Below are 25,682 nucleotides of genomic sequence, written 5' to 3' on the forward strand. Positions count from 1 at the left end.
GCGTGGCCGGGTAGTGCTACAATGCGCGCCATCTTAGCACAGGAGCGGGAGTTGAGTTTGAGTGAGTTACCGGTAAGCGAGGTGCTGCCTGCCTTATTACGCGCGCTGGCACAGTCGCCTCAGGTGTTACTGGCCGCGCCCACCGGGGCCGGGAAATCCACCTGGCTTCCTCTTCAGCTGTTGCAGCAGGCCGCGCTGCCCGGTCGCATTATTCTGCTGGAGCCGCGACGGCTGGCGGCGCGCAATGTGGCGCAGCGCCTCGCAGAACAGCTGAATGAACAGCCAGGTGAGACGGTGGGCTATCGCCTGCGCGGTGAGCAGCGCTGCGGCGCGCACACGCGGCTAGAGGTCGTTACCGAGGGCATCCTCACGCGCATGCTTCAGCGCGATCCGATGCTGGAAGGGATTTCCTTGGTGATCCTGGATGAATTCCACGAGCGCAGCCTGCAGGCGGATATGGCGCTGGCGCTACTGCTTGATGTCCAGCAAGGCCTGCGCGACGATTTGCGCGTCCTGCTGATGTCCGCCACCCTGGACAACGATCGTCTGCGTCAGTTATTGCCCGACGCGCCTTTTATCGTCTCGGAAGGGCGAAGCTATCCGGTGGCGCGCCGCTATGCCGCGCTCAATACGCAGGGGCGTTTTGAGGAGACGGTGGCGCGCGACGTGGCGCAGCTGCTGCGCGAAGAAACCGGTTCGCTGCTGCTGTTTCTGCCGGGCGTCGCGGAAATTGAGCGCGTCAGGCGCGAACTGGTCGCGCGCGTCAGCGACGAGGTAGATTTGTGCCCGCTCTACGGGGCGCTGCCACTGGAGGCTCAGCGCCGTGCCATCTTGCCTGCGCCTGCAGGACGGCGAAAAGTGGTGCTGGCGACCAATATCGCGGAAACCAGCCTCACCATTGAGGGTATTCGGCTGGTGGTCGACAGTGCGCTGGAGCGCACCGCGCAGTTCGATGCGCGCAGCGGCGTGACGCGGCTGACCACGCAGCGTATCAGTCAGGCGTCGATGACGCAGCGTGCCGGCCGCGCCGGTCGACTGGCACCCGGCCTGTGCCTGCATTTGCTGCCGCAGGAGCAGGCGCTGCGCGCCGCCGCGCACAGCGAGCCGGAAATCCTGCACAGCGATCTCAGCGCACTGGTGAGCGATCTGCTGCTGTGGGGATGCCAGGATGCCTCTCAGCTGCGCTGGTTGGATACGCCGCCCGCGCGCAGCGTGCTTGCTGCTACCGCACTGCTACAGCGTTTAGGGGCGCTGGACGAGAAGCTGCGGCTCAATGCGCGCGGGAGAAAAATGGCGGCGCTGGGAACGGAACCCCGCCTGGCGGCGATGCTCTGCGCCGCTGGCGATGATGCCGATGCCATCGCCAGCGCGGCGCTGCTGGTGGCGATTTTAGAAGATCCTCCCCGCAGCGGCAGTGCGGATTTGCGTGATGCCCTGAACGCGCCGCAGCCGCACTGGCAGCAGCGCGCCCGTCAATGGCAACAGCGTTTAAACGCGCGCGGTGGGCGCGTCAATCCCGACGTGTTCCCGTCGCTGTTGGTCGCCGGCTTTGCCGATCGCCTGGCGCAGCGGCGCGGCGACAGCGCCCGCTATCAGCTGGCCAACGGCATTGGCGGCATGCTTGACGAGCAGGATGCGTTGAGCCGCTATGGCTGGCTGGTCGCCCCCACGTTGCTGCAGGGGGCGAGCGCCGCCGACGCGCGTATCCTGCTGGCGCTGCCGGTGGACATCGACGACCTGCGTCGACGCTGCCCGACGTTGGTGGAGCAGCAAACGGACGTGGAGTGGGACGCGGAGAAAGGCACGCTGCGCGCCTGGAAGCGCGAGCGCGTTGGGGCACTGGTGCTTAGCGCGCAGCCGCAGGCGCGACCGGACGCCGACGTACTGCATCCGGCGATGCTGCGCTGGGTGCGTGAAGCTGGATTATCGGTGCTGGGCTGGACACCGGAAGCAGAGCAGCTACGCTTGCGTCTGCATTGTGCGGCGCAGTGGCTGCCGGAAGAGGCGTGGCCCGCCATGGATGACGAAACGTTGCTGGCTTCGCTGGCGCGCTGGCTGCTGCCGGAGATGCGCGCGGTGCGCGATCTCAAAGGCTTGCAGGCCGTGAATCTGACCAGCGCACTCTTACATTTGCTCACATGGTCGCAGCGTCAGCGGCTGGATAGTGCGTTGCCAACTCATTACACTGTGCCGACCGGAAGCCGCCTGCCGATTCGCTATGATGCGGAAAAGCCGCCGGCGCTGGCGGTGCGGATTCAGGAGATGTTTGGTGAAGCGCACAATCCCACCGTCGCAGAAGGCCGCGTCGCACTGGTTCTGGAACTGCTGTCCCCCGCGCAGCGTCCGCTGCAAATCACCCGCGATCTCGCGGCGTTCTGGCGCGGTGCCTATCCTGACGTAAAGAAAGAGATGAAGGGGCGCTATCCAAAGCACCCGTGGCCAGACGATCCGGCCAGCGCCGTGCCGACGCGGCGCACCAAGAAATTTTCATCGTAATGCATGGGCCGAAATCAGAGGGTTCTGCCATGCGCGATGCGTGAAAGCAGTTAGAGTAACGGCCGCAACCGCCGCTATGCCTGGAGAAAAAAGCATGTCTGGGAACGATCGCGAACCCATTGGACGCAAAGGAAAAGCACCAAAGCCGCCGCGCAACGCTGCGCGGCGGGGTCGCCGCAGGGAGCTGGATGACGATATCGATCAGCACGATTTTGACGAAGATAATGAGGAGAGTGCGCCGGTGCCACCCAAAGGTAAAGGTAAAGGAAAACGTCCACCCCGTGGCAAGCGTCGCTGGTTAGGCTGGATTATCAAGCTGCTGCTGGTGTTCGTGGTCGTGATGGTGGCCTGGGGCATCTATTTGGATTCCGAAATCCGCAGCCGTATTGATGGCAAAGTGTGGCAGCTACCTGCCGCGGTGTATGGGCGCATGGTCAGCCTTGAGCCAGGCATGTCCTATGACAAAAAAGAGATGATTGCCCTGCTGGAAGGTACGCAGTATCGCGAAGTGTCGCGCATTACCCGCCCTGGCGAGTTTAGCGTGAAGGGCAATACCATCGACCTGCTGCGCCGTCCCTTTGATTTCCCGGACAGCAAAGAGGGGCAGATCAGCGCGCGGCTGACCTTCAGCAATAACGAACTAAGCGAGATCAAAAACCTCGACACCGGCCGTGATTTTGGCTTCTTCCGCCTCGATCCGCGCTTGATCACCATGCTGCAGTCGCCGAACGGCGAGCAGCGGCTGTTTGTGCCGCGCGCCGGATTCCCGGATCTGCTGGTGAGTACGTTGATTGCCACCGAGGATCGCCACTTCTACGAGCATGACGGCATCAGCCCGTACTCCATCGGCCGTGCTTTCCTCGCCAACATCACCGCCGGCAAAGCGGTGCAGGGCGGCAGTACGCTGACGCAGCAGCTGGTGAAAAACCTGTTCCTCACCAATGAGCGTTCACTGTGGCGTAAAGCCCGTGAAGCTTACATGGCGGTGATCATGGATGCGCGCTACAGCAAAGATCGCATCCTGGAGCTCTACCTGAACGAGGTGTATCTCGGCCAGGCGGGCAACGATCAGATCCGCGGTTTCCCGCTGGCCAGCCTGTACTACTTTGGCCGTCCGGTGGATGAACTCAGTCTCGATCAGCAGGCCATGCTGGTGGGCATGGTGAAAGGGGCGTCGCTCTATAACCCGTGGCGCAATCCCAAGCTGGCGCTGGAGCGACGTAACCTGGTGCTGCGTCTGCTGCAGCAGCAGAACGTGATCGATCAGGAACTGTACGACATGCTGTCGGCGCGTCCGCTCGGCGTGCAGCCCAAAGGCGGCGTGATCACCCCGCAGCCCGCCTTTATGCAGATGGTACGCAACGAGCTGCAGGCGAAGCTGGGCGATAAAACCAAAGATCTTTCTGGCGTGAAGATCTTCACCACGCTCGATCCGATTTCGCAGGATGCGGCGGAAAAAGCGGTGGAAGACGGCATTCCGACGCTGAAAAAACAGCGTGGCCTGAAAGATCTGGAAACCGCCATGGTGGTCGTTGACCGCTTCAGCGGCGAAGTGCGCGCGATGGTAGGCGGTGCCGATCCGCAGTTTGCCGGATACAACCGTGCGCTGCAGGCGCGCCGTTCAATCGGTTCACTGGCGAAACCGGCGACCTACCTCACGGCGCTGAGTCAGCCCAACAGCTATCGGCTTAATACGTGGCTGGCGGATGAGCCCATCGCGCTGAAGCAGCCCAACGGCAGCATCTGGAAGCCGATGAACGACGATCGTCGTTTCAGCGGCAAAGTGATGCTGGTGGACGCGCTCACCAACTCCATGAACGTGCCGACCGTTAACCTCGGTATGACGCTGGGTCTGGATGCGGTGGTGGACACCTGGAACAAGCTGGGCGTGGCGAAAGATCAGCTGCATCCGGTGCCAGCGATGCTGCTGGGTGCGCTTAACCTGACGCCGGTTGAAGTGGCGCAGGCTTTCCAGTCCATTGCCAGCGGCGGCAACCGAGCCGATCTCTCGGCGGTGCGTTCAGTGATTGCGGAAGACGGTACGGTGCTGTATCAGAGTTATCCGCAGGCGCAGCGCGTGGAACCGGCCCAGGCGGCCTATCTCACCCTCTATACGCTGCAGCAGGTGGTGGATCACGGTACCGCCCGTGCTATCGGTGCTCGCTATCCGAGCGCGCATCTGGCGGGCAAAACCGGCACCACCAACGATCTGATCGACAGCTGGTATGCCGGTATTGATGGTAAAGAAGTGGCGATCACGTGGGTGGGACGCGATAACAACCAAACGTCGAAGCTGTATGGTTCGAGCGGCGCGATGCAGATCTATCGCCGCTATCTGGACAATCAGGCACCGATGCCGCTGACGCTGACGCCGCCGGAAGACATCACGCAGATGAATGTGGATTCTGCCGGGAACTTTGTCTGCGGCACGGGCAGCAGCACATGGCGCTCGCTGCCGGTCTGGACGCTGGATGCTAACGGGCTGTGTCAGCAACAGCAGCAAGTCCAGCAGCAGCTGTTCCAGCAGCAACAGCAACAGCAGCAGCAGCAGCAGCAACAGCAACAGCAACAGCCGCAGCAAGAGCAGAAGGACGCCGACGGCGTGGCAGGCTGGATCAAGGATATGTTTGGCAGCAAATAATCGGTTGCTATCCCAAAGGGCGCTGCGGCGCCCTTTTTTATGCCCGCTCTGAAGTATAAGCGCGCAAAAACACAGAGGTTTTGCTCAGACGGTTACGGCTAAGGGCATTTCATCTTGCGACGGCCCGCGCTCTTCGCCTAAAATCCCTCCGTCATAATAATCATTCTCGTTTTCATTCGCTTTTAGCCGCTAAGCAAGCGCAGAACCGATAACGAGTCGGGCGCCTCGTGCGCAGACACCAAGGATTACCATGCTGCATCCGCACGCCACAGAGAGCACCTTTTCGCTGGATAATGTCAGCTTCCGCGTACCGGGCCGCACCCTGCTGCATCCACTTTCGCTGACCTTTGCCGCGGGTAACGTCACGGCGCTCATCGGCCATAATGGCTCGGGTAAATCCACGCTGTTGAAACTGCTGGGGCGTCACCACGCCGCCAGTACCGGACGCGTGCTGCTTGACGATAAGCCGGTGGTCGAGTGGAACAGCAAGGTGTTTGCGCGACAGGTGGCCTATTTGCCGCAGCAGCTGCCCGCCGCCGAAGGCATGACGGTGCGAGAGCTGGTGGCGATTGGACGCTATCCCTGGCACGGCGCATTGGGACGCTTTGGTCGGGAAGATCGGCTGCACGTCGACGAGGCCATCGCTCAGGTAGGGCTGAGTCCATTTGCCGGGCGGTTGGTGGATAGCTTATCCGGCGGCGAGCGGCAGCGGGCGTGGCTGGCCATGCTGGTGGCGCAAAACAGCCGCTGCCTGTTGTTGGATGAGCCGACATCGGCGCTGGATATTGCCCATCAGGTTGAGGTGTTGACGCTGATACAACACCTGAGTCGCGCCAGGGGGTTAACGGTCATTGCGGTACTGCACGATATCAATATGGCGGCGCGCTACTGCGATAGACTGGTGGCGCTGCGCGGAGGCGAAATGCTGGCCGAAGGCACGCCTGACATGATTATGCAGCCGGAAGTGCTGGATAATATCTACGGCATCCCGATGGGGATTTTGCCGCATCCGGCGGGCGGTGCGCCCGTCAGTTTCGTGGTGTGAGGGCGTGATGCTGACCCTTTCTCGCCGTCGTTTACTTACCGCCCTGGCGCTGACACCGTTGATGCAGGTCGCGCCGCTGCGTGCTGTCGTGCCCGATCCCACGCGCATTCTTGCCATGGAGTGGCTACCGGTGGAGCTGCTCATGGCGCTGGGCGTGGCACCGCTCGGCGTGGCGGACACGCGCAACTACCGCATTTGGGTGGGCGATCCGGTGCTGCCAGCCAGCACGGTGGATCTCGGTCTGCGTACCGAGCCCAATCTGGAATTGATGACGCAATTACACCCCTCGTTGATTCTGCACTCCAATGGCTATGGACCGTCGCTGGACAAGCTCGATCGCATCGCCCCGTCAATGGGGTTTGATCTCAACAGCGGCGACGGCAAACCCCTGACGACCGCGCGCAAGTCGCTGCAAGCGCTCGGCGCGCGTCTTGGTCGGGAGGCACAGGCGCAGCAGCACTTATATGAAATGGATGCGCAGCTGGCGGCGGCCCGCGAGCGCCTGAAGCCGTTTGCATCGCGTCCGCTGCTGCTGATGTCGCTGCTGGATAGCCGTCACGCCATCACCTTTGGGGCCAACAGCCTGTTTCTTGAAGTCATGCAAACGCTTGGCCTACGCAATGCCTGGCAGGGTGAAACCAATTTTTGGGGCAGCGCCGTGGTGGGACTGGAGCGGCTGGCTGACGTGGGGGATGTGCAGGTGATCTGCTTTGATCACGACAATGCACGCGACATGCAGCAGGTGCAGGCCACCGCGCTGTGGCAGGCACTGCCGTTCGTGCGCGCCGGACGCTTTCAGCGCGTGCCGGCGGTGTGGTATTACGGCGCCACTTATTCAACACTGAAATTTGTCCGCGTATTAACCGACGCGCTGGAGTCATCATGATGCGTCAGCGCCTTTTTCCCGTTGTTCTGTTAAGCGCCATGTTTGCGCTGGCCCTGGCATTAACCGTCTTGAACCTGTCACAAACGCTTCCCATCGGCCAGTGGCTTCAGGCCGCGCGCGCGCCTGACCTGACCAATATCCAGCAGATGGTGTTTCACGCCAGCCAGCTTTCACGGCTGGTGCTGGCACTGCTGGTGGGGGCCGGGCTGGGCCTGGCGGGACTGCTGTTTCAGCAGGTGCTGCGTAACCCGTTAGCTGAGCCCACCACGCTGGGCGTGTCGTCGGGCGCGCAGTTGGGCATTACCGTCGCGACCCTGTGGCAGCTGCCCGGCGGGGCGCTGACGGAACAGTTCGCGGCGCTCGCTGGCGCAGTGCTGGTGGGGCTGCTGGTGTTTGGCGTCGCCTGGGGAAAACGGCTGTCACCGGTCACGCTGATCCTCGCGGGCCTGGTGCTGAGCCTCTACACCGGCGCGGTGAACCAAATTTTTGCCATTTTTAACCACGATCAGCTGCAAAACCTGTTTTTATGGGGCACCGGATCGCTGAACCAGCTGGACTGGCGCAACGTTGCGCAGCTCTGGCCGCGTTTGCTGGTGGCGTGCGCGCTGGCGCTGGCGCTGTTGCGCCCGCTGACGCTGATGGGGCTGGATGACAGCGTGGCGAAAAACCTCGGACTCTCCCTGTCGCTGGCGCGGGTGGCGGCGCTGGCGCTGGCTATTCTGCTCAGCGCCCAGTTGGTCAACGTGGCGGGCATCATTGGCTTTATCGGCCTGTTTGCGCCGCTGCTGGCGAGGCTGCTCGGCGGACGTCGTCTGCTGAGCCGGATGCTGCTGGCGCCGCTGATTGGCGCACTGCTGCTGTGGCTGGCGGATCAGAGCGTGTGGTGGCTGACTCGACACTGGCGCGAAATTTCAACCGGCACCGCAACGGCGCTGATTGGCGTACCGGTGCTGCTGTGGTTACTGCCGCGACTGCGCAATGGCTCAGTGCCGCCAGCAATGAACATCGGCGATCGGGTGCCTGCGGAGCGTCAGGCGGTATGGCGATGGGGGCTGTGCGGCGTGGCGCTGGTGGCGATACTCAGCCTGGCGGCGCTGAGCATGGGGCACGATGCGCACAGCTGGACGTGGGCGAGCGGCGACATGCGCGATCGCTTACTGCCGTGGCGTGCACCGCGCGTGCTGGGGGCGCTTACCGTCGGCATGATGCTGGGCGTGGCAGGGGCGTTGATCCAGCGTCTCACCGGGAATCCCATGGCCAGCCCGGAAGTGTTGGGCGTGAGTTCGGGCGCGGCGTGCGGCGTGGTGATGATGCTGTTTTTTGTACCGGGCGACGCCGTGGCCTGGCTGCTGCCGGCGGGCGCGCTGGGCGCGGCGCTCACCCTGGCGATTATCCTGCTGGTGGCGAGTCGCGGCGGCTTTTCACCGGCGCGCATGCTGCTGGCGGGCATGGCGCTCAACAGTGCCTTTGTGACCTTGCTGATGGTGCTGCTTGCCAGCGGCGATCCGCGCATGGCCGGGCTGCTGAGCTGGATTTCCGGCTCCACCTACAACCTCTCCTGGCCTCAGGCGCTGCAGAGCGCGGGCGTGGGCGCCGTGCTGGTGGCGCTGGCACCGTTAGCCAGCCGCTGGCTTACTCTGCTACCGCTGGGCAGCGCCACGGCGCGATCGGCGGGCATGGCGCTGACGTCATCCCGCCTTTGCCTGCTGTTGTTGGCGGCCGCGTTGACCGCTACCGCCACGTTAACCATCGGGCCGCTGAGCTTCATCGGCCTCATGGCGCCGCATATTGCGCGTATGCTCGGCTTCCGCCGTGCGCTGCCCCAGTTGGTTATGGCAGGGCTGCTCGGAAGTGGACTAATGATCGTGGCGGATTGGTGCGGCAGAATGCTGGCGTTCCCCGATCAGGTGCCGGCGGGGTTGATGGCGACGTTTTTGGGCGCGCCGTACTTTATCTGGCTGCTGCGTCGCAGCCAATAAAAAGGGCGCTCTCTCGAGCGCCCACTAACACCGGTAAAACGACAGCTTACAGCTGTGCGAAACAGCGACGTGCCGCCTCAACGGTACGCGCGATGTCCTCTTCGGTGTGCGCCAATGACATAAAGCCTGCTTCAAACGCTGACGGCGCCAGATAAACCCCCTCCGCCAGCATCAAATGGAAGAAACGCTTAAAGCGCTCGACGTCGCAGCGGGTAACGTCGGCATAGCAGGTCACCTGCTCCGCATCGGTAAAGAACACGCCAAACATGCCGCCGACGTGGTTCACCACCAGCGGAATGTTTTCCGCTTTGGCTGCGGCCAGTAATCCCTCTGCCAACTGTGTGGTGCGTGCCGTCAGGGTGGCGTGTGTCCCCGGCTGGGCAATCTGCGTCAGGCAGGCAAAGCCCGCAGCCATGGCGATTGGGTTGCCGGAAAGCGTTCCCGCCTGGTATACCGGGCCGGTCGGCGCCAGTGCTTCCATCACGTCACGACGGCCGCCGAAGGCGCCCACCGGCATGCCGCCGCCGATGATTTTGCCAAGGCAGGTCAGATCGGGCGTCACGCCATAGTGTGCCTGCGCGCCACCGAGCGCGACGCGGAAGCCGGTCATCACTTCGTCGATGATCAACAGGGCACCAAACTCATCGCACAGGGCTCGCAAGCCGGGCAGGAAATCAGGCTGCGGCGGAATGCAGTTCATATTGCCCGCGACCGGCTCTACGATGATGCAGGCAATATCGTCGGGATATTGCTCAAACGCCGCGCGTACTGACGCCAGATCGTTAAAGGTGCAGGTCAGGGTGTGTTTGGCAAAATCCGCGGGCACACCGGGAGAGTTCGGCTGACCCAGCGTCAGTGCGCCGGAGCCTGCTTTCACCAACAGGCAATCGGCGTGGCCGTGATAGCATCCTTCAAACTTGATGATTTTGTCGCGATGGGTGAAACCGCGCGCCAGGCGAATGGCGCTCATGGTGGCTTCGGTGCCAGAGTTCACCATGCGCACCATGTCCATGCTGGGCACCAGCTCGCACACCAGCTCGGCCATTTTCACTTCCATTTCGGTGGGGGCGCCGAAGCTTAGCCCCTGCGCGGCGGCATCAATCACCGCGTTGCGAATGGTCGCGTTATTGTGCCCCAGCACCATCGGCCCCCAGGAACCCACGTAGTCAATGTAGGCTTTGCCATCGGCATCGTACAGATACGCCCCATCGGCGCGTTCGATGAACAGCGGCACGCCGCCGACACCGGTAAAGGCGCGTACCGGTGAATTGACGCCGCCGGGAATGCGGCGCTGCGCGCTGGCGTACAGGTTTTCTGACTTACTCATGGATCGGCTCCTGCTGTTCTAAAAAATCTGGCGCCATTCTACGGGAAGAACGGGCTGCGATAAAAGGCGAACGGGGGCGAAAGCCTGTTGCCACGCTATACTTTAGCGCACCCCACGCGGCACACAGTGCCAAGCGCGGCACTTGATTGCACCGAGGGGCTGGCAGATAATAGCGGAATTGAGGTCGTTTTCTGACCTGGACGTTTACCCGGAGTATAAGATGAGTGACGACGTAGCAGCGCTGCCTTTGCAATTTACTGATGCAGCAGCAAAAAAAGTGAAAAACCTGATTGCCGATGAAGAGAACCCGGCGCTGAAATTACGCGTATACATTACCGGCGGTGGATGCAGCGGCTTCCAGTATGGTTTTACTTTTGACGATCAGCTGAACGACGGCGACATGACCATCGAAAAACAGGGCGTCTCGCTGGTGGTGGATCCCATGAGCCTGCAATATTTGGTCGGCGGCTCGGTGGATTACACCGAAGGTCTGGAAGGCTCACGTTTTATCGTGACCAATCCCAATGCAAAAACCACCTGCGGCTGCGGCTCTTCGTTCAGCATCTAATTGATAATCTGACCGCCGTTCAGGCGGTCAGCGCTTACCACTCCAGTGTCACTAATCGTGAAGTTTCACGCTTTTTCGCATCGCGTTTAAGCGCGCTTTGCGTCATGCGCGGCTGGGCGTTAACCTGTCCACCGCAGGCTACAGAAGGCAGAGTACGGTCGCTTAAGCGCGAAATGTCACAGCGATAAAATAGCGTTAATGTTGCGGCAATAGAGCCGGTTGAGGTGCTCGCGCCCGATGGCGCAGCGATCGCCAGCCCGATGGCCAGCAGAAGCAGTCTGGTCATGGTGTAGTCCTGGTGTTTTAAAGGCGCATAGCGCGAGATGGGCACCGTGCTTACGTGGCGCGGTACCTTGTTATACATACCTCGGCGCGAGGGGCGGAATCTTTAGCCTTAGGGCCGTTTATTTTTCTTGCGCGTGGAGTTGAGCACACAGCTGTTTGGCGGCCAGCAGCATGCGCGGGCCGGGCCGGCTGAACTCGTTCTCATCAATGGCGATGACGGGCACGTTGAGCTGAGGCCGCCAGAAATCGGCGACGTTAGCGGCTTTTTGTGCGTCACCGACTGTGACAATCGCGTGGGGATGCCGTGCCAGCACCTGCTCTCGGCTAACTTGCGGCCAGCTTACCGGGCTGTCGGCAAAAATATTTCGCCCCCCGCACAGCGCGATCACCTCGTTTTGCAGGGTATTTCGCGCGGCAGTAAACAGCGGCTGCTGACCAAATTGCAGAAACAGCGGAACGGGTATACGCGGCCGAGGGTACTGACGCAGGGCCGCCAACTGTGTGCGTAATGCCTGTGCTGCAGCGGCGGCTTTCTGTGGCTGTGGGCTCCAGCGCTGTAGGCTGGCTAGCGCGTCAATCATCGCCTCCAGGTTTTGCGGATCGATCCACACGATATTCAGTCCCAGCTGGCGCAGCTGGTCTATCTGACGCTGTGGATTTCCTCCGCGCCATGCCAGCACCACATCCGGCTTAAGTTGAATAATGCGTTCGACTTTGATTCCCTGCCAGTTCGCCACCTGCTCAAGGGAGGCGGCTTGCGCAGGGTAATCTGACCAGGCGCTGACCGCCACGGGCGTAATGCCCGCGGCAAAAGCCAGCTCTGTGAGATGCGGGGCAAGCGTAATGACGCGCGGGGGAGCAGCCAGCAGGCTACTGCCAATCAGCAATAGCCCGAACAGCAGGTATTTAACCACGCGCCAGCTGCGTCAGCAGGTTTTCAACCATCAGCGAAGATTGGGTCGCTGCGACGCTAAGGAATTCGTCGAAGCTGAGGTGGGAAGCCTGATCGGCGACGTCAGAAATGGCGCGCACCACCACAAACGGCACGGCAAATTGGTGGCACACATGACCGATTGCTGTGGCTTCCATCTCTACGGCAACGGCCTGCGGGAAGGTGGTGCGGATGCGCGCCAGCGCGTCACCGCCATTGATAAAGGCATCGCCGCTCACGACCAAGCCGCGCACGGCATTCAGATTCAACTGCTGTATCACCTGCTCAGTGGCCTCAATCAGCTTAACGTCAGCAGTAAAAGCCGCTGGACAGCCTGCCATCTGACCAGGCGCATAGCCAAATGCAGTCACATCGGCATCGTGATAGCGCACTTCGTCAGAGACCACGATATCGCCCACCTTCAAGGTCGAGGCCAGACCGCCCGCCGAGCCGGTATTGATCACCACATCCGGCTTGCACAACTGCAGCAGCAGCGTGGTACCCAGCGCCGCCGCCGTCTTACCGATGCCTGATTTCAGCAGAGCCACCTCAACGCCATTCAACGTGCCGGTGTAAATTTCGCAGCCGGCCAGGCTCAGCGTCTGGCGGTTTTCAATTTTGTCACGCAGCAGTGTGACTTCCTGCTCCATCGCGCCAATAATGCCTGCTTTCATAAAGAATCTCGCTGTAGTTATGGATGTAAACCGTAAAAGTGAGGCATAGTCTATCATGGCTGACAAGGGAACAATTCACCTAAAAATACGAGGTTATGATGGCGACGATCAATTTCAGGAAGAAGATCAGCTTCACCCGTCCTTATACCAGTCGCAAAGCTCCTGAAGGTGAATACCTTATTACCCGCCATTTTGAGAGTGACCGTGGGCGTATTATTAACTCCGCGGCAATTCGTCGGTTACAGCAAAAAACGCAGGTCTTTCCGCTGGAGCGCAATGCGGCAGTGCGCTCGCGCCTGACGCACTCGCTGGAGGTACAGCAAACCGGGCGTTATATCACCAAAGAGATTCTGCATACCCTGAAAATGCAGGAGGGTGGCCTGGCAGGTTACGGGCTGGATGATTACGAAGGTGCCTTTGAAAGCCTGGTGGAAATGGCCTGCCTGCTGCATGACGTCGGCAATCCGCCGTTTGGTCACTTCGGTGAAGCGGCCATCAATGACTGGTTCGACGCTAACCTGCCAGCCGAGCTGGTGGATCCGCTGGTGGCGGGCGTGGCGAATGACGCGCAGCGGGCTGATTTTGACCAGCTGAATGCAATGATTCGTCAGGATTTGTGCCATTTTGAAGGTAACGCACAGGCGATTCGACTGGTACACACGCTGCTGCAGCTGAATTTAAGTTATGCCCAAGTCGCCTGTATTTTGAAATATACCGCTCCCGCCTGGTGGCAGGGAAATAAGCCCGACGCGTTCAGCGTACTCATGAAAAAACCGGGGTTTTATTTATCGGAGCGTGAATATGTCGCCGAGCTGCGTGCAGCGACCAATATTAAAGAGCATCACCGATTTCCGTTGACCTGGATTATGGAGGCGGCAGACGATATCTCGTACTGCATCGCCGACCTCGACGACGCGGTAGAAAAAGATATCTTTGATGTCGAAGCACTTTATAAATACATGCTCGCGATTTGGGGGCCGGTGAATAATGGTGATGCATTTAGCCGCACCATCGGCGAGGCATGGAAAGAGGCGAATCAGAAAAAACGCCGCAGCCTCAGCGATCAATTTTTCATGTCGCTGCGGGTGAACGTTCAAAGCGTATTAGTAGGACATGCAGTGCGTCGATTTGTGGATAACCTGCCGGCTATCTTTGAAGGTAACTTTAATCACGCGTTGCTTGAGGATGATGGCGAGGAAGGGCGTTTATTATCCCTGTTTAAAACCGTGGCGCGCCAGCGGGTATTTAACCACCCTGAGGTTGAACAGCTGGAATTACAGGGTTATCGGGTCATTAAAGGATTATTGGAAATCTATCATTCGCTGATGCAGCTCGACTATGAGCAGTTTACCACCTTGATGAACGATGATTTTTTGCCCGGCCATCCCATTGAAACCCGGCTTTTTCATAAGCTTTCCGGAAAGCACCGCAAGGCGTATCAGCAGCAGATGCGTGCACGTATTGTGGAGCATAAATATCAGCGGCTTCTGTGGGAACGCTATTATCGTTCAAGATTGATTCAGGATTATATTAGTGGAATGACGGATAATTACGCATGGGATGAATATCGGCGTTTAATGGCGGTAGAATAAACTTTCATTTGTAAAGATGGAGAATAATTTTTTACCTTTAGCCAACACTTATTCAGGAACTTCGCGCTAAAAAATACATCTCATATCACGACCACAGCAACGGTCTGGACGTTAATTTCAGAGAGATACAACAATGAAAAAGAACACATTAGCCTTGGCGCTTGCGCTCAGTCTTGGCATGGCGATGAGTCCGGTTAGCGTATTCGCGGCAGAAACCGCGTCTTCCTCAAGCCAACAGCTGCCGAGCCTCGCGCCCATGCTGGAAAAAGTGATGCCTTCTGTTGTCAGTATTAGCGTAGAAGGCAGCACCACCGTTAAAACGCCGCGTATGCCGCAGCAGTTCCAGCAATTTTTCGGCGACGATTCGCCGTTCTGTCAGGATGGTTCGCCCTTCCAGGCCTCGCCGCTTTGCCAGGGCGGCGGCGACCCTAACGGCGGCGCAGATGCACAAAAACAGGCATTTCGCGCGCTGGGATCGGGCGTCATCATTGACGCTGACAAAGGCTATGTGGTCACCAACAACCATGTGGTTGATAACGCCACTAAAATTCAGGTCCAGCTCAGCGACGGTCGTCGCTATGATGCCAAAGTGATCGGCAAAGATCCGCAGTCGGATATCGCCCTGATTCAGCTCAAAGACGCGAAAAACCTCACCGCGATTAAGATGGCGGACTCTGACAACCTGCGCGTTGGGGATTACACCGTGGCTATCGGTAACCCTTATGGACTGGGCGAAACCGTGACCTCCGGCATCGTGTCGGCCCTGGGGCGCAGCGGCCTGAATGTCGAAAACTACGAAAACTTTATCCAGACCGATGCGGCCATTAACCGCGGTAACTCGGGCGGTGCGCTGGTGAATCTCAACGGCGAGCTGATCGGGATCAATACGGCCATTCTGGCGCCAGATGGCGGCAACATCGGTATCGGTTTCGCTATCCCCAGCGCGATGGTGAAAAACCTGACCGCGCAGATGATTGAGTACGGTCAGGTTAAACGCGGTGAGCTGGGGATCGTCGGCACAGAGCTCAACTCTGAGCTGGCGAAAGCCATGAAGGTTGATGCCCAGCGCGGCGGCTTCGTAAGCCAGGTGCTGCCCAACTCCGCCGCGGCAAAAGCCGGGGTGAAAGCCGGTGACGTGGTGGTATCCATGAACGGCAAACCGCTGACCAGCTTCGCGGCGCTGCGTGCTGAAGTGGGCTCGCTGCCGGTGGGTACCAAACTCCAGCTGGGCCTGCTGCGTGACGGTAAACCGGTAAATGTCACGGTCGAATTGCAACAGAGCACGCAGGATAAGGTGCAGTCCGCCACGATTTACAACGGCATTGAAGGCGCCGATCTCAGCAATGCGCCAAAAGGCGTGCGCGTTGACAGCGTGAAGCCAGGCAGCGCGGCGGCGCGCATCGGTCTGAAAAAAGGCGATGTGATCCTCGGCGTTAACCAGCAGCCGGTGGCAAATCTGGGAGAACTGCGCAAAATCCTCGATACTAAACCGTCTGTGCTGGCACTGAACGTTCAGCGCGGCGACAGCAGCCTCTATCTGCTGATGCAGTAAGCGCAGCATCACGCTATCTAAGCGGGCGCCAGCCCGCTTTTTTTGTGCCCGCTGCTCGGCGATAAGCCACTGAGTGTGACCTCCACCGCAATTCCTGTAATCACTGTCCCGCTATGGGCGGTTGCACAATGCCAGCGTTGCTTTCGCTGCGTATTCTGCTGGTTTTGCTTTATTACGCGAGGGGTCGATGGCTCTCTATCCTCTTGATGCGCGGCTGGCGCAGGACATTGTCGCCCGCACCATGCAAATTATTGATAGCAATGTCAATGTGATGGATGCGCGCGGTCGCATTATTGGCAGCGGCGACCGGACGCGCATTGGTGAATTGCACGAAGGCGCGCTATTGGCGCTGTCGCAGGGCAGGGTAGTGGACATTGATGAAGCCGTGGCCAAGCACCTCCACGGCGTGCGGCCCGGCGTCAATCTTCCGCTGCACATTGACGGTGAAATTGTCGGCGTGATTGGGCTCACCGGCCAGCCAGCATCGCTGCGTCACTATGGCGAACTGGTGTGCATGGCGGCGGAAATGATGCTTGAGCAGGCGCGGTTGCTGCATTTGCTGGCTCAAGACAGCCGTTTGCGTGAGGAGCTGGTGCTGAATCTGATCCGCAGTGAAACCGTGTCGCCCGCGCTGAACGAGTGGGCGCAGCGCCTTGGTATCGATCTCAATGAACCGCGCGTGGCGGCGGTAATTGAAGTAGACAGCGGGCAGTTGGGCGTTGACAGCGCAATGGCCGAGCTGCAGCAGCTGCAAACGCTGCTCACGACGCCGGACCGCGACAATTTGATCGCCATTGTATCGCTGACGGAAATGGTGGTGCTGAAACCGGCGCTCAACCCGCACGGTCGTTACGATCAGGATGAGCATCGCCGCCGTGTGGATCAGCTGCTGAAGCGCATGAAAGAGAGCGGACAAGTGCGCATGCGCATTGCGTTAGGGAATTTTTTTACCGGACCGGGCAGTATTGCGCGCTCCTGGCGTACTGCGCGCACGACAATGACAGTGGGGAAACAGCGCATGCCATCGCAGCGCTGTTATTTTTATCAGGATCTGGTGCTGCCGGTGCTGCTGGATAGTCTGCGCGGCGGCTGGCAGGCCAACGAGCTGGCCCGTCCGCTGGTGAAGCTTAAAGCGCACGACAGCAACGGCCTGCTGCGCCGCACGCTGGTGGCATGGTTCAGCCATAATGTGCAGCCCAGCGCCACCGCACGCGCGCTGTTTATTCATCGTAATACGCTGGAGTACCGCCTGAACCGCATCGCTGAGCTGACGGGGCTAAAATTGGGCAATTTTGATGACCGTTTGCTGCTCTACATCGCGCTGCAGCTGGATGAACAAAGCTAGAAAAGACGGCCCGATCAGGCGTTTGAGGCATAAAAAAGGCCAGCGTGCGCTGGCCTGGCGGTGCCAAAAATCAGCGCCCGTTACGGGTCAGCTGCTCCAAATCGGATTCGATTTCAGCAATTTTGTTCGACACGACGTTTTCCAGATGACGCAGATCGTCGAGGATCTTACGCTTCAGATCCACTTCAACCTGGTCACGCTGACAGATCTGATCGAGTTCATCGATCACATAGCGCAGGTTTGGGCTGATCTCCTGCACTTCTTTATAGCCCTGACTGGTGTGATCGGCCACGACGGTTTTGCGCTGACGCGGGTATTTGAATTTCACGCTTTTTGCGAAAAACTCGCCCTTATCTTTACGGAAGTAGATTTTAAGAATGTCGTTGCTGGCTTCCTGACGCAGGCTGTAGCGGTCAATGTCGTCGGGATTACTGATACCTAAGCTTTTCAGATTATCGTACATAGCGTTTATTTCCATCCAGGATGTGGTGAGCGCGCAGCAGGGTGATCCTCATTCAGGCGGCAGCAGCATGCCAAGGCCTGAACGCTTTCGGCAGACTTTATCAACTGTAGACGCAAAACCGGGAACAGTGCGCGGTCGGATTTAACTGGCGCGGATTATGACCTGGATGAAAAATAAACGCACCAGTTAATTCGCGGCGCAAATCATCAAGGGGTGGTCAAAGTGTAAACAAAAAATGACGGGCCTGAATACAGGCCCGTCATGACGTGAAAGTCTACCCTGGAAGGGATCAGTCGATGGTGCGCAGCAGTTCGTTGATACCGGTTTTTGCCAGCGTTTTCGCATCCACTTTCTTCACAATCACCGCGCAGTAGAGGCTGTAGCTACCGTCTTTAGAAGGCAGGTTGCCGGAAACCACGACCGAACCAGCCGGGACGCGGCCGTAGTGCACTTCACCGGTTTCACGGTCGTAAATTTTGGTGCTTTGGCCAATGTATACGCCCATCGAGATCACGGAGCCTTCTTCAACAATCACGCCTTCAACGATTTCAGAGCGTGCACCAATGAAGCAGTTGTCTTCGATGATCGTTGGATTCGCCTGCAGCGGCTCCAGGACGCCACCAATGCCCACGCCGCCCGACAGATGCACGTTTTTACCGATCTGCGCACAAGAACCTACCGTGGCCCACGTATCGACCATCGAGCCTTCATCCACATAGGCACCGATGTTGACATACGAAGGCATCAGGACGGTGTTGCGGGCAATGAACGCGCCTTGACGCACCGCAGCGGGCGGGACCACGCGGAAGCCTGCGTTTTTAAAGCGCGCTTCATCCCAGCTGGCGAATTTCATCGGAACTTTGTCGTAAAAGCGCGTTTCTGCGCCGTCAATGACCTGATTGTCGTTGATGCGGAAAGACAGCAGTACCGCTTTTTTCAGCCACTGATGCGTTACCCATTCGCCGTTGATTTTTTCAGCGACGCGCAGCTCACCGCTGTCCAGCAGACCGATGACCTGGTTGATAGCTTCACGGGTAGCGCTGTCCACGCTGGCGGGCGTAATGTCGGCGCGGCGCTCAAAGGCAGATTCGATAACGCTCTGTAACTGTTGCATATTTAATTCCTGAGTCTGTCATAAGGGCGTCTGGGATAACCAGACACAATTCGAAAGGTCGGTTCGCCTGATTGGCAGCAATCAGGTGAACCAGGGTCACACTTTATCGTTTGGATTAAGGGCCTGTGTCAACCGTTGCTGTAATTCATTGCGCATTTGCGCATTAAGTGCCCGACGTTCGCTATTGGCCAGAATGAACAGATCCTCCACGCGTTCGCCGATGGTGCTGATGCGCGCGCCGTGTAGCGATACGCCGAGATCGGCGAAGACTTCGCCCACCCGCGCCAGCAAGCCTGGCTGATCCAGCGCCACCAGTTCAAGGTAGCTGCGGCGATCGGTATGCGTGGGCAGAAACTTCACCTCAGTCTCTACGCTAAAGTGCTTGAGGCGAGAGGATTGGCGTCGGGTGCGTGGCGGCACCCACTCGGTCTGGGCGATCGCTTGCTCCAGCGCCTGCTTGATCATCGCGTGACGATCGGCCGCCAGCGGGCTGCCGTCGGGCTCCAGTACAATAAAGGTGTCCATTGCCATGCCGTCGCGGCTGGTAAAGATTTGCGCATCGTGCACGCTTAAATTACGCCGATCGAGCTCTCCCGCCACGGCGGCAAACAGATAGGGGCGATCCGGGCTCCAGATAAAGATTTCAGTCCCGCCGCGCGTGGCCTGTGGGCTCACCAGCACCAGCGGTTGAGTGAGATCGTGGTAAATAAGATGACGGGCGTGCCAGGCCAGCTGATTCGGCGTGTGGCGTAAAAAATAGTCCGCACGGCAGCGGCTCCAGATGTGGTGTAACCGCGCTTCGTCCAAATTTTCCATGCGCAGCAGCGCCAGCGCCTGTAAGCGATGATGGCGGACGCGCTCGCGCAGATCCGGGCTGTTTTCCATGCCGCGCCGCAGCTGTTTTTCGGTGGCAAAGAACAGCTCACGCAGCAGGCTCTGTTTCCAGCTGTTCCAGAGGCTCTCGTTGGTGGCGCAGATGTCCGCCACCGTCAGGCACACCAAGTAGCGCAGGCGATTTTCGTTTTGCATCACTTCAGCAAATTGCTGAATCACGGTGGGATCCTGGATATCACGGCGCTGAGCCGTCACCGACATCAGCAGATGATGGCGCACCAGCCACGCTACCAGCTGGGTTTCGCGTGAGTTGAGACCGTGCAGTTCGGCAAAATCCAGCGCATCTTGCGCGCCCAGAATAGAGTGGTCGCCGCCGCGTCCTTTGGCGATATCGTGCAGCAGCGCGGCCATCAGCAGCAGCTCTGGCTGGGGCAGACGCGGCCAGAGCTCTACGCACAGCGGATGCATAGGCCGCGTGCTTTCACTGGCAAAACTCTCCAGTTTTTGCAGCACGCGAATGGTGTGCTCATCCACGGTGTAGGCGTGAAACAGGTCAAATTGCATCTGGCCCACAATGTTGCCCCACAGCGGCGTGTATGCCCAGAGCACGCTATGGCGATGCATCGGCAGCAGGGCGCGCTTGACCGCGCCCGGATGGCGCAAAATGGCCATGAAGATCTGCCGCGCTTCCGGGATCTGGCTGAGCGGCTGCTTGAGGTGGCGGCGTGCATGGCGCAGCTGACGCAGTGTCGTGGAGTAAATGCCTGCAATATGCGCGTTACGCACCATCACATAAAACATGCGCAGAATCGCCTGAGGCTCGCGTTCAAACAGGCTGGGATCGCGCAGATCGATCAGGTTGCCACGCAGTTGAAAATCATCATCAATGCTGCGCGGTTTTTCGGTCGTGGAGAGCGCCAGAATGGCTTCGTCGAACAGCTGTAACAGCATTTGATTGAGTTCGCCGATGCGGCGCGTTACGCGGTAAAAATCTTTCATCATGCGCTCAACCGGCTCGTTGCCCTCGCCAACATAGTTGAGGCGCTGAGCCACGGTCAGCTGGCGGTCGAACAGCAGACGATTGTCGTAGCGCGGCAACGTGAGATGCAGCGCAAAGCGAATACGCCATAGAAAGGTCTGACACTCGTTGATTTCGTTGCGTTCCGCTTCGGTAATAAAGCCAAAACCGACCATTTCATCCATGGTGGTAGCGCCAAAATGGCGGCGCGCCACCCACTGTAACGTGTGGATATCGCGCAGGCCGCCGGGGCTGCTTTTTATGTCAGGCTCGAGGTTGTAGCTGGTGCCGTGATAGCGCTGGTGGCGATCCTGCTGCTCTTGAATTTTGGCGGCAAAAAAGCGCGAAGAGGGCCAGAAACCCTCGCTAAAAATATTTTTCTGCAATTCTAAAAATAGCGCCACGTCGCCAGTCAACATGCGCGATTCGATCAGATTGGTGGCGACCGTAAGATCGGATAACCCTTCCAGCAGGCACTCTTCCAGCGTGCGGACGCTGTGGCCGACTTCCAGTTTAAGATCCCACATCAGCGTCAGCAGGGCGCTGGTACGCTGGGCGGCGTCGTCATCCAGCGGCTGGCGGCTGAGGATCAGGACATCAATATCTGAAAGCGGATGCAGCTCCGCGCGCCCGTAGCCGCCCACGGCGACCAGCGCAATGTCGCTCATCTGATCAAACCCAAAGAAGCGCCAGAGCCGACGCAGCAGGCGATCAATAAAGAGCGTGCGGGTATCAATCAGGGATTCAACATCGGTGCCGGCGTCAAAGGCCATGCCGAGGTGCTGCTGAAATTGCTCCAGATACTGTTTGAGGTTATCACGCGTCAGGGCTTCATCGGGCCAGCTGGCGGGGGAATCGGTCAGGCCTTTGTGTACTGCTTCGGTCACGCTACCACTCATCGACATGCCTCGTCTGCGCCATAAAAAAGGCCGGCATTGAGCCGGCCTGATACTGTAACGAGAACGCCTACGCGTTATTGAGCACCGCTGGAATGGTGTCGTCTTCACGCAGCGTCAAAATCTCACAGCCGTTTTCTGTCACCACAATAGTATGCTCGTACTGCGCGGACAAGCTGCGATCTTTGGTTTTCACCGTCCAGCCATCCTTCATGGTACGAATGCGGTAATCGCCAGCATTGACCATGGGTTCAACGGTAAACGTCATGCCCGCCTGCAGCACCACGCCGCTGTCGTCCGCATCGTAGTGCAGCACCTGCGGTTCTTCATGGAAGCCCTTGCCAATGCCGTGCCCGCAGTATTCCCGTACCACAGAGAAATCTTGCGCCTCAACGTATTTCTGAATCGCGCGGCCCAGTTCACGCAGGCGAATACCCGGCTTCACCAGACGCAGCGCAATGTAAAGACTCTCTTGCGTCACGCGGCACAGGCGCTCGCCCAAGATGGTTGGCTTGCCGACGATAAACATCTTTGAGGTATCACCGTGATACGCATCTTTGATGACCGTGACATCCACGTTGACGATATCGCCATCTTTAAGCACGCGATCGTCGCTAGGGATGCCGTGGCACACCACTTCGTTGATGGAGATGCATACCGATTTTGGGAAACCGTGATAGCCGAGGCAGGCAGAAACCGCCTGCTGTTTCTGGGTGATATGTTCGTGGCAGAGGCGGTCAAGTTCGCCAGTGGTCACGCCGGGCACCACGTGCGGCGCGATCATCTCCAGCACTTCAGCCGCCAGGCGGCCCGCCACGCGCATTTTCTCAATTTCTTCGGGGGTTTTGATTGAAATAGCCATTAATATTTCCGCGATCGCCGATATTTTCGACAATAATGAGTTCTGTGGCAGACATGTTAGCAGTCAGCAAAAGGGCTGCCAAATCGTGATTGCCCATGCCTTAAACACGCAACTACTGTTGGCGTATTACTGCTCAGTATGGTATAAAGCGCGCCGACGATTCTGTGTCAGCCTTCGGGCAGGCCGGAAGCGTGAAAATCTCACTATGTGTACTAAAACACACATGCATCGACACATACGCCGGGGTGCCTTGAAAAAGGTCGGTTGTATGGGATGCATGGAGGCCCAACCCCAATCAAACTTTTAGAGGTAATCATGGCAACTGTTTCCATGCGCGACATGCTCAAGGCTGGTGTTCACTTCGGTCACCAGACCCGTTACTGGAACCCGAAAATGAAGCCATTCATCTTCGGTGCGCGTAACAAAGTTCATATCATCAACCTTGAGAAAACCGTACCTATGTTCAACGAAGCCCTGGCTGAGCTGAACAAGATCTCTTCCCGTAAAGGCAAGATTCTGTTTGTAGGTACCAAGCGCGCGGCTGCCGAAGCGGTAAAAGAGTCAGCACTGAGCTGCGACCAGTTCTTCGTTAACCACCGCTGGTTGGGTGGTATGCTGACCAACTGGAAAACCGTTCGTCAGTCAATCAAACGCCTGAAAGATCTGGAAACTCAGTCTCAGGACGGTACTTTCGACAAACTGACCAAGAAAGAAGCGCTGATGCGTGCGCGTGAGCTGGCCAAGCTGGAAAACAGCCTGGGCGGTATCAAAGATATGGGCGGTCTGCCGGATGCACTGTTCGTTGTTGACGCTGACCACGAACACATCGCAATCAAAGAAGCAAACAACCTGGGTATCCCAGTATTTGCTATCGTTGATACCAACTCTGATCCAGACGGCGTTGACTTCGTTATCCCAGGTAACGACGATGCAATCCGTGCTGTAAGCCTGTACCTGAATGCTGTTGCGACCACCGTTCGCGAAGGCCGTTCACAGGACCTGGCTGAGCAGGCTGAAGAAGCTGCCTTAGAAGGTTAATAAGGCTTGCTCTCATTGAGCGCCCTTAGACATCAGATGTGATCTGTTAAGGGGCCTAAACGGCCCCTTTATTTTATCTCATTTTGTCGCGTTCCCCTGAGGTGAGCGGGGCAGAATACCTTTTCCGCAACAAGTTTCTGCGCGTGTGAGAACACCCGGAGACGAATCGAGGATTCTTGAATGGCTGAAATTACCGCTGCATTGGTAAAAGAACTGCGCGAGCGTACTGGCGCAGGCATGATGGATTGCAAAAAAGCGCTGACCGAAGCGAACGGCGACATCGAGCTGGCAATTGAGAACATGCGTAAGTCTGGCGCAATCAAAGCCGCTAAAAAAGCCGGTAACGTTGCTGCTGATGGCGTGATCAAAACCAAAATCGCTGACGGCTACGCGGTGATTCTGGAAGTTAACTGCCAGACCGACTTCGTTGCTAAAGATGGCGGTTTCCAGGCGTTTGCTGACAAAGCCCTGGACGCGGCTGTTAAAGGCAAAATCACTGATGTAGAAGTTCTGAAAGCGCAGTTCGAAGAAGAGCGCGTTGCACTGGTTGCGAAAATCGGTGAGAACATCAACATCCGTCGTGTTGCTATCCTGGAAGGCGCAGAGCTGAACAGCTATCAGCACGGCGCGCGTATCGGCGTTGTGGTTTCTACCACCGGTGCTGACGAAGAGCTGAGCAAGCAGATCGCAATGCACGTTGCGGCAAGCAAGCCTGAGTTCGTGAAGCCAGAAGACGTTTCTGCGGACGTGGTTGATAAAGAGTACCAGGTTCAGCTGGACATCGCGATGCAGTCTGGCAAGCCAAAAGAGATCGCTGAGAAAATGGTTGAAGGCCGCATGAAGAAATTCACCGGCGAAGTGTCTCTGACCGGCCAGGCTTTCGTTATCGATCCAAGCAAAACTGTTGGCCAGGCGCTGAAAGAGAAAGGCGCTGACGTCATCAACTTTATCCGCTTCGAAGTGGGTGAAGGCATTGAGAAAGTGGAATCTGACTTCGCAGCAGAAGTTGCTGCCATGTCTAAAAAGTCTTAATGGTTTGTAAGAGCCGCCGAAAGGCGGTTCTTTTTTGTCTGCGTTTCGCGTAGACCGCATTTTCAGTCTCATCCCAATAGCTTTTTTACGACGCTAAGCGGATGATCAATCACATCTAACTTCTCATTCATCATATCTTCCAGGAAGAATTGACCATGGCGACCAACGCAAAACCTGTATATCAACGTATCCTGCTAAAACTGAGTGGCGAGGCCCTGCAAGGCGCCGAAGGTTTTGGTATCGACGCGAGTGTGCTTGACCGTATGGCACAAGAGGTGAAAGAGCTGGTTGAGCTGGGCATCCAGGTTGGTGTGGTCATTGGTGGTGGTAACCTGTTTCGTGGCGCGGGCCTGGCACAGGCGGGCATGAACCGCGTCGTCGGCGATCACATGGGCATGTTGGCGACGGTGATGAACGGCTTGGCCATGCGCGATGCACTGCACCGTGCTTACGTCAACGCGCGTCTGATGTCTGCCATTCCGCTGAACGGCGTATGCGATAACTACAGCTGGGCGGAAGCCATCAGCCTGCTGCGCAACAATCGCGTGGTGATCTTCTCCGCGGGTACCGGCAATCCGTTCTTCACCACCGACTCGGCTGCTTGCCTGCGTGGTATTGAAATCGAAGCGGATGTCGTCCTGAAAGCCACCAAAGTCGACGGTGTGTTCTCTGCCGATCCGGTGAAAAACCCGGACGCAACGCTGTACGACCAGCTCAGCTATGCCGAGGTGCTGGATAAAGAGCTTAAGGTGATGGATCTGGCTGCCTTTACGCTGGCGCGCGATCACCAATTGCCGATCCGCGTCTTTAATATGAACAAGCCTGGCGCACTGCGTCGTGTGGTCATGGGTGAAAAAGAAGGTACCCTGATTACGCATTAATACCCGACGCAAGATAAAATAAGGTATATTCTGTGGGCGTGATGCATATTTGCCGCGCATTTTATCCGTCATCCTCGTCGTTGCAGAAGTGGGCAAAGGCGCTATTCAAGCGCACGCACCTGTAGATATTCTGCAACGTCAACGGTAGCGGGTATCAGGATCATCGATGTTTATCGATACCGCTTCCGACTCGCTCGGAAATGGCCAGGTCAAACCGAATCCA

The 25,682-nt window shown here is 58.2% G+C and carries 20 protein-coding genes; 12 read left to right on the forward strand and 8 right to left on the reverse strand.

The genetic code is table 11. The features are described 5' to 3' along the window. Window positions 1–21: 21 nt before the first annotated feature. From hrpB to fhuB, 5 genes are all read left to right on the forward strand, one after another. Window positions 22–2,496: an ATP-dependent helicase HrpB gene (hrpB, locus tag LU196_RS11125; RefSeq protein WP_232759349.1), complete on the forward strand. Its 2,475-nt coding sequence runs from the start codon at window positions 22–24 to the stop codon at window positions 2,494–2,496. Window positions 2,497–2,590: 94 nt separating this feature from the next. Further along, window positions 2,591–5,137, forward strand: coding sequence for a bifunctional glycosyl transferase/transpeptidase (gene mrcB, locus LU196_RS11130; protein WP_232759350.1), 2,547 nt, complete (start codon window positions 2,591–2,593; stop codon window positions 5,135–5,137). A gap of 250 nt (window positions 5,138–5,387) precedes the next feature. Continuing rightward, on the forward strand, window positions 5,388–6,182 hold the full coding sequence (gene fhuC / locus LU196_RS11135; protein WP_232759351.1) for a Fe3+-hydroxamate ABC transporter ATP-binding protein FhuC: 795 nt from the start codon (window positions 5,388–5,390) through the stop codon (window positions 6,180–6,182). A 7-nt stretch (window positions 6,183–6,189) separates the two neighbouring features. After that, entirely contained in the window at window positions 6,190–7,068 is an 879-nt protein-coding gene (gene fhuD / locus LU196_RS11140; protein ID WP_232759352.1) for a Fe(3+)-hydroxamate ABC transporter substrate-binding protein FhuD, read from the forward strand. Next, window positions 7,068–9,047, forward strand: coding sequence for a Fe(3+)-hydroxamate ABC transporter permease FhuB (gene fhuB / locus LU196_RS11145; RefSeq protein ID WP_232759405.1), 1,980 nt, complete (start codon window positions 7,068–7,070; stop codon window positions 9,045–9,047). The genes fhuD and fhuB overlap by 1 nt, the downstream gene beginning before the upstream one ends. 46 nt (window positions 9,048–9,093) lie before the next feature. On the opposite strand, the gene hemL is transcribed toward fhuB, so the two are convergent. Further along, entirely contained in the window at window positions 9,094–10,374 is a 1,281-nt protein-coding gene (gene hemL / locus LU196_RS11150) for a glutamate-1-semialdehyde 2,1-aminomutase (RefSeq protein WP_232759353.1), read from the reverse strand. Between the two features lie 220 nt (window positions 10,375–10,594). On the opposite strand from hemL, the gene erpA reads away from it, so the two are divergent. Continuing rightward, complete coding sequence (gene erpA / locus LU196_RS11155; RefSeq protein WP_232759354.1) at window positions 10,595–10,942, forward strand: iron-sulfur cluster insertion protein ErpA; 348 nt, start codon at window positions 10,595–10,597, stop codon at window positions 10,940–10,942. A 34-nt stretch (window positions 10,943–10,976) separates the two neighbouring features. Here the strand turns inward: erpA and LU196_RS11160 are convergent, their stop codons facing one another. The 3 genes from LU196_RS11160 to mtnN all read right to left on the reverse strand — a co-directional run bounded on the left by LU196_RS11160 (window position 10,977) and on the right by mtnN (window position 12,832). Further along, entirely contained in the window at window positions 10,977–11,228 is a 252-nt protein-coding gene (locus LU196_RS11160; protein WP_232759355.1) for a hypothetical protein, read from the reverse strand. A 118-nt stretch (window positions 11,229–11,346) separates the two neighbouring features. Next, complete coding sequence (btuF, locus tag LU196_RS11165) at window positions 11,347–12,141, reverse strand: vitamin B12 ABC transporter substrate-binding protein BtuF (protein WP_232759356.1); 795 nt, start codon at window positions 12,139–12,141, stop codon at window positions 11,347–11,349. After that, complete coding sequence (gene mtnN, locus LU196_RS11170) at window positions 12,134–12,832, reverse strand: 5'-methylthioadenosine/S-adenosylhomocysteine nucleosidase (protein WP_232759357.1); 699 nt, start codon at window positions 12,830–12,832, stop codon at window positions 12,134–12,136. The genes btuF and mtnN overlap by 8 nt, the downstream gene beginning before the upstream one ends. A gap of 98 nt (window positions 12,833–12,930) precedes the next feature. On the opposite strand from mtnN, the gene dgt reads away from it, so the two are divergent. From dgt to LU196_RS11185, 3 genes are all read left to right on the forward strand, one after another. Further along, window positions 12,931–14,424, forward strand: a complete 1,494-nt coding sequence (gene dgt, locus LU196_RS11175) for a dGTPase (RefSeq protein WP_232759358.1) — start codon at window positions 12,931–12,933, stop codon at window positions 14,422–14,424. Between the two features lie 133 nt (window positions 14,425–14,557). Continuing rightward, entirely contained in the window at window positions 14,558–15,976 is a 1,419-nt protein-coding gene (degP, locus tag LU196_RS11180; RefSeq protein ID WP_232759359.1) for a serine endoprotease DegP, read from the forward strand. 187 nt (window positions 15,977–16,163) lie between these two features. Further along, window positions 16,164–17,321, forward strand: coding sequence for a CdaR family transcriptional regulator (locus LU196_RS11185; RefSeq protein ID WP_232759360.1), 1,158 nt, complete (start codon window positions 16,164–16,166; stop codon window positions 17,319–17,321). Window positions 17,322–17,391: 70 nt separating this feature from the next. Here the strand turns inward: LU196_RS11185 and LU196_RS11190 are convergent, their stop codons facing one another. From LU196_RS11190 to map, 4 genes are all read right to left on the reverse strand, one after another. Beyond that, the gene (locus tag LU196_RS11190) at window positions 17,392–17,784 is read right to left on the reverse strand and encodes a DUF3461 family protein (protein WP_232759361.1); all 393 of its coding nucleotides are present in this window, start codon (window positions 17,782–17,784) and stop codon (window positions 17,392–17,394) included. A gap of 289 nt (window positions 17,785–18,073) precedes the next feature. Further along, window positions 18,074–18,898 carry a 2,3,4,5-tetrahydropyridine-2,6-dicarboxylate N-succinyltransferase gene (dapD, locus tag LU196_RS11195; protein ID WP_232759362.1) on the reverse strand — a complete coding sequence of 275 codons (825 nt, stop codon included), beginning with the start codon at window positions 18,896–18,898 and terminating at the stop codon, window positions 18,074–18,076. A gap of 96 nt (window positions 18,899–18,994) precedes the next feature. Then, entirely contained in the window at window positions 18,995–21,649 is a 2,655-nt protein-coding gene (glnD, locus tag LU196_RS11200; protein ID WP_232759363.1) for a bifunctional uridylyltransferase/uridylyl-removing protein GlnD, read from the reverse strand. Window positions 21,650–21,716: 67 nt separating this feature from the next. Further along, window positions 21,717–22,508 carry a type I methionyl aminopeptidase gene (gene map, locus LU196_RS11205; protein ID WP_232759364.1) on the reverse strand — a complete coding sequence of 264 codons (792 nt, stop codon included), beginning with the start codon at window positions 22,506–22,508 and terminating at the stop codon, window positions 21,717–21,719. Between the two features lie 315 nt (window positions 22,509–22,823). Here map and rpsB point away from each other — a divergent pair, with 315 nt between their 5' ends. The 3 genes from rpsB (at window position 22,824) to pyrH (ending at window position 25,459) form a co-directional block, all read left to right on the forward strand. Continuing rightward, on the forward strand, window positions 22,824–23,546 hold the full coding sequence (gene rpsB, locus LU196_RS11210) for a 30S ribosomal protein S2 (RefSeq protein WP_232759365.1): 723 nt from the start codon (window positions 22,824–22,826) through the stop codon (window positions 23,544–23,546). Between the two features lie 180 nt (window positions 23,547–23,726). Then, complete coding sequence (gene tsf / locus LU196_RS11215; RefSeq protein ID WP_232759366.1) at window positions 23,727–24,578, forward strand: translation elongation factor Ts; 852 nt, start codon at window positions 23,727–23,729, stop codon at window positions 24,576–24,578. Window positions 24,579–24,733: 155 nt separating this feature from the next. After that, entirely contained in the window at window positions 24,734–25,459 is a 726-nt protein-coding gene (gene pyrH, locus LU196_RS11220; RefSeq protein ID WP_232759367.1) for a UMP kinase, read from the forward strand. Window positions 25,460–25,682 lie beyond the last annotated feature (223 nt).

This window comes from Pantoea sp. Mb-10 (assembly GCF_021272205.1).
Classification (GTDB): domain Bacteria; phylum Pseudomonadota; class Gammaproteobacteria; order Enterobacterales; family Enterobacteriaceae; genus Pantoea.

Excerpts from the sequence above, each read along its gene's own strand:
- hrpB (WP_232759349.1), top strand. The coding sequence starts at position 22 with ATGCGCGCCATCTTAGCACAGGAGCGGGAGTTGAGTTTGAGTGAGTTA.
- mrcB (WP_232759350.1), top strand. The coding sequence starts at position 2,591 with ATGTCTGGGAACGATCGCGAACCCATTGGACGCAAAGGAAAAGCACCA.
- fhuC (WP_232759351.1), top strand. The coding sequence starts at position 5,388 with ATGCTGCATCCGCACGCCACAGAGAGCACCTTTTCGCTGGATAATGTC.
- fhuD (WP_232759352.1), top strand. The coding sequence starts at position 6,190 with ATGCTGACCCTTTCTCGCCGTCGTTTACTTACCGCCCTGGCGCTGACA.
- fhuB (WP_232759405.1), top strand. The coding sequence starts at position 7,068 with ATGCGTCAGCGCCTTTTTCCCGTTGTTCTGTTAAGCGCCATGTTTGCG.
- hemL (WP_232759353.1), bottom strand. The coding sequence starts at position 10,374 with ATGAGTAAGTCAGAAAACCTGTACGCCAGCGCGCAGCGCCGCATTCCC.
- erpA (WP_232759354.1), top strand. The coding sequence starts at position 10,595 with ATGAGTGACGACGTAGCAGCGCTGCCTTTGCAATTTACTGATGCAGCA.
- LU196_RS11160 (WP_232759355.1), bottom strand. The coding sequence starts at position 11,228 with ATGACCAGACTGCTTCTGCTGGCCATCGGGCTGGCGATCGCTGCGCCA.
- mtnN (WP_232759357.1), bottom strand. The coding sequence starts at position 12,832 with ATGAAAGCAGGCATTATTGGCGCGATGGAGCAGGAAGTCACACTGCTG.
- dgt (WP_232759358.1), top strand. The coding sequence starts at position 12,931 with ATGGCGACGATCAATTTCAGGAAGAAGATCAGCTTCACCCGTCCTTAT.
- degP (WP_232759359.1), top strand. The coding sequence starts at position 14,558 with ATGAAAAAGAACACATTAGCCTTGGCGCTTGCGCTCAGTCTTGGCATG.
- LU196_RS11185 (WP_232759360.1), top strand. The coding sequence starts at position 16,164 with ATGGCTCTCTATCCTCTTGATGCGCGGCTGGCGCAGGACATTGTCGCC.
- LU196_RS11190 (WP_232759361.1), bottom strand. The coding sequence starts at position 17,784 with ATGTACGATAATCTGAAAAGCTTAGGTATCAGTAATCCCGACGACATT.
- dapD (WP_232759362.1), bottom strand. The coding sequence starts at position 18,898 with ATGCAACAGTTACAGAGCGTTATCGAATCTGCCTTTGAGCGCCGCGCC.
- glnD (WP_232759363.1), bottom strand. The coding sequence starts at position 21,649 with ATGAGTGGTAGCGTGACCGAAGCAGTACACAAAGGCCTGACCGATTCC.
- map (WP_232759364.1), bottom strand. The coding sequence starts at position 22,508 with ATGGCTATTTCAATCAAAACCCCCGAAGAAATTGAGAAAATGCGCGTG.
- rpsB (WP_232759365.1), top strand. The coding sequence starts at position 22,824 with ATGGCAACTGTTTCCATGCGCGACATGCTCAAGGCTGGTGTTCACTTC.
- tsf (WP_232759366.1), top strand. The coding sequence starts at position 23,727 with ATGGCTGAAATTACCGCTGCATTGGTAAAAGAACTGCGCGAGCGTACT.
- pyrH (WP_232759367.1), top strand. The coding sequence starts at position 24,734 with ATGGCGACCAACGCAAAACCTGTATATCAACGTATCCTGCTAAAACTG.